Annotated in this window: 7 protein-coding genes; 2 read left to right on the forward strand and 5 right to left on the reverse strand. The window is 45.1% G+C overall.

What is annotated here, in order from left to right:
* Positions 1-15 precede the first annotated feature (15 nt).
* The 4 genes from DW862_RS11760 to DW862_RS11780 all read right to left on the reverse strand — a co-directional run bounded on the left by DW862_RS11760 (position 16) and on the right by DW862_RS11780 (position 8,346).
* Positions 16-1,884, reverse strand: a complete 1,869-nt coding sequence (locus DW862_RS11760) for a RagB/SusD family nutrient uptake outer membrane protein (RefSeq protein WP_087318023.1) — start codon at positions 1,882-1,884, stop codon at positions 16-18.
* 16 nt (positions 1,885-1,900) lie between these two features.
* A complete protein-coding gene (locus tag DW862_RS11765) occupies positions 1,901-5,224 on the reverse strand; it encodes a TonB-dependent receptor (protein WP_162612964.1) in 3,324 nt (1,107 codons plus the stop codon).
* Positions 5,225-6,203: 979 nt separating this feature from the next.
* Positions 6,204-7,961, reverse strand: coding sequence for an AAA family ATPase (locus tag DW862_RS11775; protein WP_120068350.1), 1,758 nt, complete (start codon positions 7,959-7,961; stop codon positions 6,204-6,206).
* 136 nt (positions 7,962-8,097) lie between these two features.
* On the reverse strand, positions 8,098-8,346 hold the full coding sequence (locus tag DW862_RS11780; RefSeq protein WP_243636482.1) for a hypothetical protein: 249 nt from the start codon (positions 8,344-8,346) through the stop codon (positions 8,098-8,100).
* A 142-nt stretch (positions 8,347-8,488) separates the two neighbouring features.
* Here DW862_RS11780 and DW862_RS11785 point away from each other — a divergent pair, with 142 nt between their 5' ends.
* Positions 8,489-10,936, forward strand: coding sequence for a glycoside hydrolase N-terminal domain-containing protein (locus DW862_RS11785; protein ID WP_004313779.1), 2,448 nt, complete (start codon positions 8,489-8,491; stop codon positions 10,934-10,936).
* A gap of 36 nt (positions 10,937-10,972) precedes the next feature.
* Positions 10,973-14,917 carry a hybrid sensor histidine kinase/response regulator transcription factor gene (locus tag DW862_RS11790; RefSeq protein ID WP_120068357.1) on the forward strand — a complete coding sequence of 1,315 codons (3,945 nt, stop codon included), beginning with the start codon at positions 10,973-10,975 and terminating at the stop codon, positions 14,915-14,917.
* Positions 14,918-15,064: 147 nt separating this feature from the next.
* Here the strand turns inward: DW862_RS11790 and DW862_RS11795 are convergent, their stop codons facing one another.
* Positions 15,065-16,429, reverse strand: a complete 1,365-nt coding sequence (locus tag DW862_RS11795; RefSeq protein WP_120068385.1) for an efflux transporter outer membrane subunit — start codon at positions 16,427-16,429, stop codon at positions 15,065-15,067.
* Between the last annotated feature and the right edge of the window lie 5 nt (positions 16,430-16,434).

Here is a 16,434-nt window from a genome sequence, read left to right on the forward strand (position 1 = left end):
TGGTTCATTAAGTATTTATTCGCTAACTGTCTCCCAACCCGGATTTTGATGTATCTGATGATTCATCTGTAATTCATCCTGTGGTATCGGCAATAAATAATCCCGGTTCAAATTAAAAAGATATCCATTCGGCAAATACTGTTGCAACGGATCCATCCATTTGTCATTATCTACCAATACAGACTTCAATGTCTCATGATCTTTGGGCGAGTAACTTTGATACAGGATACCGTCTTCACCCAAATAAGCACCTCTGCCACGTCCTTTCATACCTTTCAATGTTCCGGCTTCTGCCCAACGCATCAAATCGTCCAGACGGAATCCTTGAAGAGCCAGTTCCGAACGTCGTTCACGGCGAATTTCCTGCAACAAAGGAGTAAGGCCGGTAAATGGGAAATTAGGATCAGCTTTCGGCTCTACCCATGTCACACCTGCCCTTTCGCGCAGTGGTTTTAATGTTTTATTCAATACAGCGTCGTTCCATTTTCCTTCCAATTCTGCCGCAGCTTCCGCATAACAGAGCAATCCTTCCGCATACCGGAATAAAATAATACCCGTTTCACAGTTTCCCTCTACATAAGCAGTGTCAATACCCAAATTAATATGGAATCCCGTAACACTTTTGTATTTACCGTCACCAGTCAAGTTCGGACAAACAATATCAGCATTTTTTTCTTTCATTTCTTCTTCAGTACCAGTAGCATCATAAGCTTTCACATTCATTGGTTTAGCAGCTTTCGATCCGGCTGCTGAACGAAATTTGGATCCCGTATGCATCACAGTGGCAAGAAGTCGCCCATCACGGCCTTCGAACATCTGATTGAAATCTTTATACTTTTCATCCTCCGGATTAATAAAAGAACCATCTGCATTCAAATAATTGTCGACCAATGATTTTGATAATCCTGCAGGTCCCTGGTTATCTATCACTCCTCCGGCAAGCAATTGGCCTAACACATGATATACACCACCATCCACGGAATATTTCTTCCAGAATACCGCTTCCGAAATTTGGGAATAATCCCCTTTATTAAATAAGTGTGCAAACGCATCTTCCGGATTAACAGCCTCATCATCAGTCTCCTTTGTATTCAAAGTCAAACCTGCAGGAAAAAGTTGCTGGTCACCCCAGTTCAATACTTCTTGAAAGAACTCGGCAGAATTATCTTCCTTAGCAAAATCAGTCCCTTTATGGTATTTTTCCCATGAGCCTTCATAAAGCGCCACTCTCATAGCCAAAATAGCAGCCGCCTCTTTGTTAATACGTAATCCCGAATATTTGCTACGGGGAAACAGACTTGCCTTTGCTTCGGGAATCTCACCGATAGCAGCCTTCAAGTCGCTTAATATAAACCGGGCAACATCCGAACGTTTCGAAGCCGGAATCTGCAAACCTTCCAATGTCGCGTTTCCATCCCAAAAATCATCCATAATAGGTATATCTCCAAAGCGGGTAAGCAAATAGAAGTGCCAATATGCACGTAAGAAATAAGCTTCTCCCCTGAGTGAAAGAACTTCATCTGTTTCCAAGTTCTCCGGAACCTCATAATGATAGAAGAAATAGTTGACATTACGCAAATTTTGATAACCCTTCTCCCAGTCAGTAGCACCACTGAACTGATTATTCTCACCATTCAGGCGTTTGTCATACTTCTCTGCCAAAATGTTGTCACTATTCACTTCTTCTCCTCTGACACTCATACCAAATTGAGTGGGTGTCGGCAATGCGCTATATAAACCATTAATGTAGTTCTCCAGCTGTTCCCGACCTACTAAAAAGCCTTTATCTTCAGGCTGCGTCAATGGTTTCCGATCTAGAAAATCAGAACAGGCCGACAATAGCAGCCCCATGAAGGCTGTCAGGATAATTATTTTCTTTTTCATGATAGTTCCTCTCTAATTAAAATGTGACATCAATTCCAAATACAAAATTCCGGTTCATCGGATATACTCTACCATTACCATTTTGAGTCAAGGGTGAAGTAAGTCCCGGAGCGGCAGCATTGCTACCACCAACTATCCAGTTCACCTGATTGATTGTTTCGGGATCAAATTGTTTCGGCAACTTAGTGACAGTGAATAAGTTGTCGCAAGTGAAATATACTTTCAAGCCACTCAGACCCATATTCTTCACCAATTGAGGTTTAAAGTTATAAGAAACCGTCAAATTTTTCAGACGCATATAAGCCGCATTCAATAAATAACGAGTTGTATTATAGCCTGCATTCGCTTCATAGTCTTTAGTACTAGAGTCAACCAAGCGCGGTAAATATCCGCCGGGATTCTGGGCGCTGAAATAATCAAGATGTTCTTTGAAATAGCAGTTTGCACCATAAAGATACTGGGCACCTGCCATCGCGAATTGTCTCTTAGCCACTCCCTGGAAGAGAGCTGACACTTCAAATCCTTTGTATCCGGCATTCAAGTTGATACCGAAAGAATATTTAGGAGTAGCATTGCCAATCTTCTTTAGGTCACCATGATCTGCCAATGTACCTTTACCCGGATCTACTTTTCCATTACCGTCAGAATCAATGTATTTCACGTCACCACGCTGCCACCTGTCGCTTGATTTGAAAAAGCTAAGGTCCACCTTCTTGAGGTATTCATCCACTTCTCGATTGCTCATAAAAAGGTCATCTGCCTGATATCCCCATATTTCACCCAAATCCATTCCTTCATAATATCCTTTATTCCCCGGTAAGCCGGTATGGTTGTTGAAAAGCAGTCCTTCCGGGTTATTATATTTTGTAACTACCGCCTTATAGTTGAACACATTGAATCCGACACCGTAGCTAAAACCACATTTCAATTTATCCTGCCACTGTACAGACAATTCCCAACCACGATTTCGTAGCGTAGCATTATTTACCTTTGCCGCATTATCATCACTAATACCCCCGATAGCCGGAATAGCCTCAGCCGGGCCAATCATGTCATGTGTTGTACGCTGATAAATATCGGCAGTAACAGAAAGCCGGTCGTTCAGTAACATCAAGTCGATACCAAGATTGGCATTATCCACTTTCTCCCACGTAATATAAGGGCTGACCATCTTAGGTGTATTGACAATTACTCCTTTGGAAGGAGTGGCATTCACTCCCGGCAACAGCCAGGCATTGGATGAACCAGCCGACAAATCCACTAGCCCAAGATAATCATAAAGTCCTTTCGTATTTTGATTACCCAAGCGTCCATAAGAAACACGTATTTTCAGTTGGGAAAATGGAAGATTCCAATTCTTAAAATAGTCCGTATGGGCTATATCATAACCGGCAGAGAAAGAAGGGAAGAATCCCCAACGATTTCCCGGTGCAAAACGGGAAGAGCCATCATAACGCCCACTAAATTCCAGAAAATATGTCTCCTTATAGTTCCAGTTCAACTTGGCATACATACCCATCGTAGCCCAATGCGTACGGTCATCTCCCGCATATAACATACCATTGGCACTGGCAAAAGAATAAATGTCGTCAGTTAGAAGACCGTCTTTATAAGTATAGTCGCTGGAGTTTTCCTGTAATTCCATCTGGAAACCTGCCATAGCCTTAAAGAAATGACTTCCCCATTGATGAGTATAAGATGAAGACACATTGGGAGAAAGATAATAATTAAAGGCATTGCCATGGGTATAAGAACCCCATTTCGAGTTGAGGTAACTCATTCCCGGATACGCATACCCTTGATCTGTACCTGAGTTCATGACTAATCTTCCGTCAGGTTTTTCATAAGTAGGAAATCCACGCTTGAAACTATTGTCTTCCACATCAAAACGGACTTTCATTTCTCCCACTATATCCCATCCTTTCAACGGAGTAACAGTAGCAGAAAAAGACATTGCATCCGAAATACGATTCTGTACATAATGCGATTCCTTCATATTACGAAGTTCCGTAGCGTCATTATATTGGGATTCAATCGGATAATGCGTCGGAGCATTCGGAATTGATTGTCCAACGCGTGCGTAGAAAATAAGCTGGTTTGGCATCGGACGCTTAATAATATTCAACGTTATATTATTGTTAAAATTGAATTTCAGCCAGTCATTAGCCTTAATCTGGAGTTTCGTATTTACATTGTATTTACTCAGATTATCGTCTACCTGGTCAAGCAGGCCTTCCTGATAAGTGTATCCTAGCCCTACATAATAGTTGAACTTATCCGAACCTCCCGTTACATTCAGATTGTGTGAATGACGGATAGCAGCATCTTTAAAATAGAAATCGAACCAGTCTGTATTTGCATATACTGCATCTCTCGAAGATGCCCAATCTGTCCCGAGTGCATTCGCATTTATACCCGGAAACTCTGCCGAATAAGGATTTTGCATGAACCCCTCCATCTTCTTAATAAGATCATCAGAAATTATCTGCTTATTACCTCCATTGGCAGCCATTTCATTTATGTAATTAGCATACTGAATAGAGTTCATCTGATCCGGCATATTAATAGGTGAACTGAACCCGACCGTTCCACGATAAGTGACCTGTGCCTTTTCTTTCCGACCGCTTTTCGTAGTAACCAATACTACACCATAAGCAGCGCGCGCACCATATACAGCCGCTGCAGAGGCGTCTTTCAATACACTGATTGATTCGATATCATTCGGATTTACATTCTGAAGACTCTGTTCCACTCCATCTACCAACACGTATGGTTCACTTCCATTAATAGAACCTGCACCACGGATATTGAATTTAATTTCAGCACCAGTTTCACCACCAACACCACCGGATACTGCATCTGTATCAAAATTCAAACCGGCTACGTTACCTTGCAGGGCACTTGTCAAGTCGGTAATAGGGCGGTTGACAATAGCGTCGGACTTTACAGTAGACACAGCAGCCGTAATGGTGCTACGTTTCTGCTTGTCCATACCCACTACAACAACCTCATCAAGAAGTTTTGAATCTTCCCGCAATACGAAGCGGTTGCCTTCAAGTTTTGTCACTTTTACTTCGAGGGGAGAATAACCCACGTAAGAGATGGTTAAGGTATTGCCAATTTTACCTTTGACAGAAAAGTTACCGTCAATGTCGGTCAAAGTACCTTCTTTTGCCCCTTTTACCATGACCGTAGCTCCAATAATGGTTTCCCCCTTATCATCTACCACTTGTCCTTTAATCATTTGTTGCTGTGCAAACGCTCCTGAAGGAAATAGCAAGAGCATCATCATAAGAACAACAAAGCAGCCTTGTTTTTTCATAAGCCTCTTTTTTTTCATAATACTACATTTAATAATAAAGATTCATATATTCATTAGCTAACAAAATAAGTCTCATAGACATCAGATTTAAGAATGAAGAGCCGAGATAGCTTTTCCAACTAACATTCTTGTCACAAAGGTAGAGTAGCTTTTAAAAAGAGGTATTTTAAAAATAGCCATTAAATATTCACTTTTCACCAAATCAACCCGTTCCATCGGAGAAATGGTTCTTATCACAAAAAGACAATGATTACAATATCCAACTATCCGGTTCTAACCTTACCAAAGCCCTCTTATTGAATATTCATGTTATAATCCGGTTCCATCCGTTTCAATTTTGTCTGCAAACGCCTTGATAGAAGGAAATAGCGGCTGAAAGCGAAAAAAGACGTCCCTCGCAGAAAGATACTGCAAACAAGGTAGAGTGCTTTCAGCGCATTCAGTTCTTTCAAATTAGCTGATGGATCTATATATCCAGCGTAGTAGGTATATATACTCACCACGCTGAATATATATGTCCGACAAGCAGGGTATATAGATTCATCATATGGGCAAAAGTCGGTGTTTGAACAAGTTCATAATCGAATCAAATTTCTACTCTCTGATTCCACCATCAGAGAAAGATTAGTAAAGCTATTTCGTAATTAGTTTCAACCCTATTTGAAACTAAAAGTTTCACGCCTGGAAACAAAGTGTTTCACCGTATGAAACGAAGTGTTTCACACCGAGAAACGGATTGTTTCAAGCCTTGAAACAATTTTTGAAACTAATCGCCACAGGTGAAGAGATGGTGAAGTGGTTGCACTTCACCCGCAAACTCTTTACTCATCGAAGAGACAGAGAAAAGGTGAAAGGGGAGATGGAAAGATGAAAAATAAATATCCAGTGGAGAAATTTATTCGATGCTGTAATGATTCAGTACTATACCGAAATGAATATTACTTTATAAGCTCTCTACTTCTTTTCCTGATAATTAACAGCTATCGAATGCTGTATCTCAAGAATTTACCTCCTCGCAAACTCTCATTTCCATACCTTTATACACTACCACAATCTTGTGTAGTTGCGTAGTGCCAATAGCGTTCTTCACCCTGTCGGTGTCAGCATAGCGGTTGGCCTGGGCAATAGCTTCCGCCCGCAATTCCTCCACCCGGCTTTCGGGGTCTTTGTATTTGGCATACTTCAACTCGATGATGTAGCTATGGCTCATGTCAGGGTAAATCTCCAACATGGGAGACAGGAAAATGTCAACATATCCGGATTGCGTGTCTGCTTCGGAGATGGGACGGTAGAAACGGTTTTGCGCTGTCATGGCAAGAGTGAAGCCATGTACGAAGGATTCTCCTTTCTGCTTGTCGCGCTGAGAGGCGTAGCGTTTCAGGCAATCGGCGATGTAGTCGAAGTAAGATTGCCATGCACCACGATATGCCAAGGCGGAAGATAGCTCATCTTTTTCATGGTTACTGAAACTGAGGTCGGCTTCATTGTATGTATTCAGCAGATAAGTATAGAGTTGTTCGCGCACTACCTGGTTGGGTATGATGAGTTTGGTCTTGCCTTCAAATGTTCCGCTCACGGTGAGCATGCCGAAGTAATAGAGCAGGCTCACGAAATTATCGGAATCTACAATGTTGGCAGCTGGGAAACCGTCTTTCAACTCGCCGGTGATGTATCCCTGGCTCACTAAAGTCTGGATAATGGAGGCATCGTGCGCAAACTCTTTATCCTTGCGGATAAGCATACGCAGTTTCTCGTAATCGATACGAATGTTACTTTCTATCATATTTCGCGGTGCCTTTCCGTTATTATCAATATAGTTCTTAACGAAATAGAGCACCATATTGGAGTTGTACAAGGTTGGCTGATCATAACACTCCTGCGCAAAGCAATAGTTGTCATACCACGGTTTCATAAGTTCTATCAACTCATCTACAGTGTGATGGAATGGAGCTTTAGTAGAATAATAAGTCAGCATTTCGCGGACTTCGTCCTCGGTGAAACCCATCATTGCGTTGAATTTCGGTGTGAGGGAATAGTTGGTGCCAATATTAAATCCACTGGTGAGGTCATCCATCGTGACGGGACTCACTCCGGTGATGAAGCAACGCTTGATGCTGGAATAGGTTCCGGCTTTCACCCTATTGAAGAAGGCGCGCAGGTAGCCTTCCTTGTGGGTCTCTTCCGTATATCGGTGAATGCTTTCGGCATCCGAGAGGATGGCATTGGTGAAGTGGTCATATTCGTCAATGAAAAGATATATTTGCTGCCCGGCAAGTTCACACTGATGATATAGATAATCCAACTGCTCAACAGCTCCTGCTTTTTCATTCAAGACTTCCTTAATGCCTTTCGGCAGGTATTCTGCATAAATATCACAGAAATAATCGAAGCTGGTATTGCAATGTGCATCCAACCCTTGACGGTAGTTGTGCAACTCTCCACTAATTCCTGAGAAATTGAGATACAGCACCAGATAACTGTTACGGTCTCGTGTGGGATGCTTTCCGATATAGAGGTCGCCAAACAGGGCATCGAACTTGTCACGTGTACGCACATCATAATAGTGTTGCAACATGTTCAGCGTAAGGCTCTTGCCGAACCGGCGCGGGCGGATGAAAAAGAAGAATCTGTCCGATTGTTCTATTACAGGGATGAACGAGGTTTTATCCACGTAATAATAATTATCAAGACGAATATCCGCAAAGTTCATCATGCCGTATGGCAGCAACTTTCTTTCTGATGATACATATTCCATAATCCGGTGTATTTATGAGTTCACTTTTTATCAGTGCAAACAAAGATACGCTCTTTCCGCTACTTTCACAAACAAATGATTTTAAAAATGTTCTCTGCCCTGATACTCTTCCATGAGTACTGCAAGAAACAATAGATCAAAATGGACTCATCATCGTTGCTTTCTTACACACCTTATCTATAAACATGTTCATTGGGGTCGATACTGCAATGAGGTCCTTATATGCTTCGGCATATAATTCTTCCCGGCTCATACCTGTCAGATACATACTTGTTTTTATATAGGAAACAAAGGTAGTATTTATCTCCAGACCGGACATCATCCGTCGGAGTGTTTTTCTTTGAAAATTGGATATACTGAATGTAAACCAGACCCGGTTCTTCATTAGAAACATCTTACCAAACCTACAAAGAAGCACTTTTAGCGATTTTTAAAAGCCTATTGGTAAAAATTGAAACCAACCCGCTAGACAGAATCTTAAAAAACAAGTACCTTTGTATCTCACATTCCTTTAAACAACACATATTATGAAAAAACTCTGCCCTCTTATTCTTTGCACACTTTTTTCTCTTTCCGCAGCGTCCATAGAGACGGTGGATTATACTCAAGGGCTTTCCGTATGGTTCGACACTCCCAACAATCTCGATGGACAAGCTATCTGGCTACGTGCCAACGGCACAGGGGCGAATCCGGACAAAGCATGGGAAAGCCGTTCGCTACCTATCGGGAATGGCAGCCTGGGAGCGAATATCATGGGCTCCATATCCGCAGAACGAATCACACTGAATGAAAAAACTCTCTGGAAAGGGGGGCCGAATACCGCCAAAGGCGCCGAGTATTATTGGAACGTAAACAAACAGTCGTCAGGTGTACTGAAAGAAATCCGGCAGGCTTTCCTGGACGGGGATTCTAAAAAGGCGGGGTATCTCACGCAGGAAAACTTCAACGGGCTGGGAGCTTATGAAGAAAAAGACGAGACTCCGTTCCGCTTCGGTGCTTTTACCACGATGGGAGAGCTTTATGTGGAAACCGGACTCAGCGAAATCAATATGAGCAATTACCGCCGCATCCTGTCGTTGGATTCGGCGATGGCTGTGGTGCAATTTTACAAAGACGGGATACGGTATCAACGTAAATACTTCATATCCTATCCAGACAGCGTTATGGTCATGAAGTTTACTGCCGACAAAGGCGGAAAACAGAATCTTGTACTTAGCTATTGTCCCAACAACGAAGCAAAAAGCCATCTGGAAGCAGATGGAAACGACGGATTAGTATATACCGGCGTTCTCAATAACAACGGAATGAAATTCGCTTTCCGAATCAAAGCTATCCACAAAGGGGGAACACTGAAAGCAGAAAACGACCGGATTATTGTGAAGGATGCTGACGAAGTGGTATTCCTGCTTACGGCAGATACCGATTATAAGATGAACTTTGCCCCGGACTTCAAAGACCCGAAAGCCTACGTCGGCAACGACCCGTCACAAACGACTCTGGCTATGATGGACAATGCCCTGAAAAAAGGTTATGACGAGCTTTATCGTAATCACGAAGCCGATTATACCGCGCTGTTCAATCGGGTACGTTTTGAAATCAATCCGGAAATCGGCACTCCCAACCTGCCGACCTACAAACGACTGGCTAGCTATAAGAAAGGCGTGCCGGACTATCAGCTCGAACAATTGTACTATCAGTTCGGACGCTATCTGCTCATAGCCAGTTCGCGCCCCGGCAACATGCCAGCCAACCTGCAAGGATTGTGGCACAACAATACCGACGGCCCGTGGCGGGTAGATTACCACAATAACATCAACATTCAAATGAATTACTGGCCTGCGTGCCCCACCAATCTCTCTGAATGTACATGGCCTTTGATTGACTTTATACGCAGCTTGGTAAAACCCGGCGAGAAGACAGCACAAGCCTATTTCAACGCCCGCGGATGGACAGCATCCATCTCTGCCAATATCTTCGGATTCACAGCTCCCTTATCCAGCAAATCTATGGCATGGAACCTGAATCCTACCGTCGGTCCGTGGCTGGCAACGCATATATGGGAGTATTATGATTATACCCGTGACACGAAATTCTTAAAGGAAATCGGCTACGACCTTATCAAAAGCAGCGCACAGTTTGCGGTAGACCACTTGTGGCACAAGCCCGACGGGACTTACACCGCCGCTCCTTCCACTTCTCCCGAACACGGCCCGGTGGACGAGGGAGTCACTTTCGCGCATGCCGTAGTACGTGAAATATTACTGGACGCCATCCAGGCAAGCAAGGTGCTCGGAACGGACGCCAAAGAACGCAAACAATGGGAAAACGTACTGACCAAACTGGTTCCGTACCGTATAGGACGCTACGGTCAGTTGTTGGAATGGTCTACCGACATAGACGACCCGAAAGATGAACACCGCCACGTCAACCACCTGTTCGGATTGCATCCGGGGCATACCATCTCTCCCGTGACTACCCCCGAACTTGCACAGGCAGCCAGAGTGGTACTGGAACATCGCGGAGACGGCGCTACCGGTTGGAGCATGGGTTGGAAGCTCAACCAATGGGCACGACTGCAAGACGGAAACCATGCGTATAAACTATACGGCAACTTATTGAAAAACGGTACACTGGACAACCTCTGGGATACCCATGCGCCTTTCCAGATAGACGGAAACTTCGGCGGTACGGCAGGAATAACCGAGATGTTATTGCAAAGCCACATGGGATTCATCCAACTTCTTCCCGCTTTGCCGGATGCATGGGCAAACGGCTCAATAAGCGGAATCTGCGCCAAAGGAAATTTTGAGGTTTCCATCTCCTGGAAAGAGGGACAACTGGAGAAAGCTATCATCCATTCCAAATCCGGAATCCCCTGTAACGTAAGATACGGAGACAAGACGCTCAAGTTCAAGACCGTAAAAGGGAAAAAATACGAAATCACCTTAAAAGGGGACAAGTTAGCCGTATTATAAAGAAGGCATCTGTCCTCATAAACAAACCTGCTTTACATGAAAACCAAATACGCTGTTCTGTCAAGCCTTTTCTTTATCATACAGTTAGTCGGTGTTCTCCCTCTCCGGGCAGAACACTATTACTTTAAACAAATCTCTCTGAAAGAAGGGCTGCCTTCCAACGTGCGCTGTATTCTCCGGGATGAGCAGGGTTTCGTATGGATAGGTACCAAATCGGGACTGGGAAAGTTCGACGGGCACGAACTGAAAAGATACAAACACCAGGCAAACGACCCGAACTCGCTTCTCCACAACCTGATTTATCAGATTGCCGAAGACAAGCAACACAACATCTGGGTACTGACTGAAAAAGGTATTGCCCGTTACCAACAGCAGAGCAACGACTTCACGTTCCCCACGGACGAGGACGGGAAGAATATCACCGCCTATTCCTTCTGCCTTGTCCCGGACGGAATCCTCTTTGGCGGCAAGGACAGGATTTACAAATATAGTTATAACGATTCTTCTCTCCGGCTTCTGCAATATTTCAACGCCAACTCTTTTAAAATCAACGCTCTCAGTATGTGGGATTCAAAGACGTTGCTTTGTTGCAGCCGTTGGACAGGCATATACCTCGTAGACCTGCATACCGGAGAGCACAGACGCCCCCCTTTCGACTGCGGGCCGGAAATTACCACCATGATGACCGACAGCCGGAAAAGAATATGGATTGCCCCTTACAGCGGCGGACTTCGTTGCTATTCATACGACGGCAAACTACTGGCTTCGTACTCCACCCGCAACTCCGCCCTCAGCAACGACATCGTCCTAAGCCTCGCTGAAAGGGAAGGGCAACTGTGGATAGGAACGGATGGCGGCGGAATCAATATCCTCACCCCCGAAACCGGGGAAATCTCCCAACTGGAATATATCCCGGGACGTGAAAACTACTCTCTCCCCGCCAACTCCATTCTCTGCCTGCACAACGACCACAATAACAATATATGGGCAGGAAGCACCTGCAACGGATTGATCAGCATCCGGGAAGTGTTCATGAAAACCTACACCGACGTAGTCCCCGGCAACGACCGCGGACTAAGCAACAGCACCGTGCGAAGCCTTTACCGCCAATCGACCGACAGTATCTGGATTGGTACGGACGGCGGCGGTATCAACCTCTTTAACCCGCGTACCGAGAAATTCACCCATTATCTTTCTACCTGGAACGATAAAATAGCGTTTATCAGCGGATTCACTCCCGGAAAACTACTGATTTCCCTTTTCTCCAAAGGAGTATTCATATTCAACCCCGCAACCGGGGAGAAACAGCCTTTTACCATTGTCGACAAAGAAACTACGACACAACTTTGCAACCGGGGTAAATCGGTCAACTTATATCAGAACACCCCCAACACCGTGTTATTACTGGGCGACCATGTCTACCAGTATCACCTGAAAGAAAAGAAATTCGACAAAGTCACCGGAGAAGAAGGGAAAAGTATTGTCGGCACGCTCGTCCCCTTCAAGCACGAGAACAATCGGACTTATATCAACGACTTCAAACATATCTACGAACTGCATGACGGGGATTCCTTGCTGAAAACAACCTTCGAATGTTATCAGGATACCGTAATCAGTTCGGCGTCACACGACGAGCACGGTGATTTCTGGATAGGAAGCAATTTTGGCCTTATCCACTACAACCCCGTTTCCCAAAAGCAGACGCACATCCCTACCAACCTGTTTACCGAAGTCAACATGGTGCAATGCGACCAGAGGGGCAAAGTATGGATAGGTGCGGATAATCTGCTTTTCGCCTGGCTTATACAGGAACAGAAGTTCGTTCTCTTCGGAGAGTCGAACGGAGCTATCCAAAACGAATATCTGCCCAACGCCCGGTTGGTAAACAATGAGGGGGATGTCTATATCGGCGGTGTAAAGGGTATGCTGCGCATTGACGGCCAGCTGCTGCTGAATACATCGGAAATGCCGGAACTGCAACTGTTGGATATTATCATCAATGGTGAGCCTGCACAGAACAAGCTATATAGTCATCCGGCAGCAATCTCTGTCCCATGGGACAGCAATATCACCATCCGAATCATGTCGAAAGAAGAGGATATCTTCCGTAAGAAAGTCTACCGCTATCGGATAGAGGGGCTGAACGACCAGTATATCGAATCGTACCAGCCGGAATTGGTAATCCGGTCGTTACCACCGGGCAATTACAAAATTATGGCTTCATGCACAGCGAAAGACGGCAGCTGGATTCCCAACCAGAAAATACTAGAACTAACCGTACTCCCGCCATGGTATCGCACGTGGTGGTTCATTCTCGGTTGCACCATTCTCATTGCCACCATAATCATCGAAACTTTCCGCAGAACATTGAAACGTAATCAGGAAAAACTGAAATGGGCGATGAAAGAGCATGAGAAACAGATGTACGAGGAAAAGGTACGTTTTCTTATCAATATCAGCCACGAACTACGGACTCCGCTGACGCTTATTCATGCGCCACTCAATCAGATTTTGAAGTCGCTCTCTTCCGGAGACAGCCAATATCTGCCGTTAAAAGCCATCTACCGGCAGGCACAACGAATGAAGAACTTGATTAATATGGTGCTCGACGTGCGGAAAATGGAAGTAGGGGAGAGTAAACTGCAAATTCAGCCTCATCCGCTCAATCAATGGATTGAACACGTTTCGCAGGATTTTATCAGTGAGGGGGAAGCAAAGAATGTGCATATCCGCTATCAGCTCGACCCACGGATAGAGAAAGTCAGTTTCGATAAGGACAAATGCGAGATTATCCTAAGTAACCTGCTTATCAATGCCTTGAAACACAGTCCGCAGGACACGGAAATAACGATTGCTTCGGAACTGCTGCCCGAAGAAAACCGGGTGCGTATCTCCATCATCGACCAGGGATGCGGACTGAAACAAGTGGATACGCACAAGCTCTTTACCCGCTTCTACCAGGGAACGGGAGAACAGAGCGGAACAGGAATCGGCTTGTCTTACTCCAAGATTCTGGTGGAACTGCACGGCGGCTCTATCGGCGCACAGGATAATGAAGAAACCGGAGCCAGCTTTTTCTTTGAGTTGCCGTTGAGGCAGGAACCGGAAGAAATCATCTGCGAGCCAAAAGCTTATCTGAACGAGTTGATGATGGATGATAACAGCGGGCAGCCGTCCGCGAAAGAGGTATTCGACACCACTCCATACACTATTCTCGTAGTGGATGACAATCCGGATATGACAGACTTTCTGAAAAGAACGTTCGAAGGATACTTCAAACGGATAATTATCGCCGGAGACGGGGTGGAGGCCCTTCAACTGGTCAGAAGCCATGTCCCTGATATTATAGTCAGTGACGTGATGATGCCCCGGATGAACGGGTATAAACTTTGTAAAACGATTAAAGAGGATATCACTATCAGTCACATCCCAGTCATTCTGCTAACTGCCAGAGATGACAGGCAAAGCCAAATAAGCGGTTACAAGAATGGAGCGGACGGATATTTAAGCAAACCTTTCGAAGTGGAAATGCTAATGGAACTTATCCGCAACCGGTTGAAAAACCGGGAATATACCAAGAAAAGGTATTTGAACGCAGGATTAATCCCCACTCCGGAAGAAAGCACCATCAGCCTGACAGACGAAACATTCCTGATTAAACTGAATAGTATCATCCAGGAAAATATAGAAAATTCCAACCTGGGCATCCAGTTTATCTGCCAGGAAGTAGGATTGGGCCGTTCTTCGCTTTATAACAAACTGAAAGCACTTACAGGCATGGGAGCGAACGAGTATATCAGTAAGCTCCGTATAGAAAAAGCTATTACATTGATATCCGGCACGGATATGCCCTTCTCTGAAATTGCAGAGAAAACAGGGTTTACCACTCCGAGTTATTTCAGTACGGCTTTCAAGCAATATACCGGGGAAACACCCAGTCAATATAAAGAAAGAAAAAAGAAAGGTCTGGCTGATAAATAATACCATCATTATTCTTTATGCTGGCTGAAGTTTCCGGCTGCAAGCCAATTCGCCGCATATTGACCGATTAACAAACGGGCTGCCACAGAATCACTTCTCCGGCAGCCCTTCTTTCATTAAATTAGAAAACAGAGAGTATGATACAGTTTATTCCTGACCTCCTCCTAAAGCACGGTATAGGTTAATTAAACTTTGTATTTCAGTAAAATGATTTGCCGTCTGCGAGAGTTGCGCACTAAGCAACGACTGCCGGGAGGTAAGCACTTCCAGATAGGTTGTATTACCATGCTCCATCAACAGAGTAGTGCTCCGCAGAGCCGTTTGCAGGGAAGTGATCTGTTTATCCAACAAGATTCTTTTTCCCTGACTGGTTTGATAGGCAATCAACGCATCATTCACCTCACTACCGGCATTGAGCAACGTTTGCTGAAAACCGAGAGCCGCTTCTTCCTGTTGCGCACGGGCAATGCGGTATTGTGCCACCACCTGTCCTCTGTTAAAGAGCGGCTGCGTAAGCGAACCTACCGCTGACGCGAGAAACTTGCCCGGATTGATAATCATCGCCCCGGCGGAGTTTGTCCATCCGGCACTCCCGCTCAAAGTGATGGAAGGATAGAAAGCCGAACGTGCCGCATTGGTGCCATAGAACGCCGCTTCCAACGTCCGCTCTGCCGAACGGACATCCGGACGGGAAGAAAGCATTTGGACAGGAATCCCTATCGAGAAGTCGGCAGGAAACTGTTGCTTTGCCAATATACCACGCTCATAGTTGCGTGGCGTCTCCGCCAATAATAAGGCAAGACTGTTCTCCACCTGATTGATCTGCTGCTGCAAATCGAGGATCGAACCCTGCACCTGATAATAGGCCGCCTCCATCTGCGACACAGCCGATTCGTTTGCCAGTCCGGCATTCATTAATGCACGGGTGGACGCAACGGTTTCTTTCCATGCCTCTTCCGTTTGACGGGAGATGTCGAGTTGTTCGTCCAGCATCAACAGGGTATAATAGGTATTGGCGATACCTGCTATCAACTGTGTACGGACTGCCTGACGGTAATCTTCGCTTTGAGCATAAAGCGCTTTCGCCTGTTTCTTGGAGTTGCGCATACGCCCGAAAACGTCCAACTCCCAACTGGCAGTAACGGGCAACGAATAAGTCTGCGTAGCCTTCTGCGTATCGAAACTGCTCACTGTTCCCTGCGGAGCAAGAGCAAAAGCGGGCAGAAAAGCAAGTTTGGCGGACATCAGTACGGCCTGTGCTTCTTCCACACGGAGCTGGGCAGACTGATAGTCGGTATTGGTCTGCAATCCCACTTCAATGAGAGACTGCAAATAAGGGTCGGTGAAGAGTTCCCGCCAGTCCATATTACCCAGACCGGCAGTGTCTTCGGTCACCACTTCCCCGCCGTAAAGATCGTCGGGAACGACAGTGGCGGGTTCGTATTTGGTATAGATGCCACAACCGCTCAACGACAGACTGATGGCAACTAATGTGATGATATTCTTCTTCATTCTTT

Origin of the sequence: Bacteroides sp. AM37-9 (genome assembly GCF_003603455.1) — a bacterium.
In the GTDB taxonomy this organism is placed as follows: Bacteria; Bacteroidota; Bacteroidia; order Bacteroidales; family Bacteroidaceae; genus Bacteroides; species Bacteroides xylanisolvens.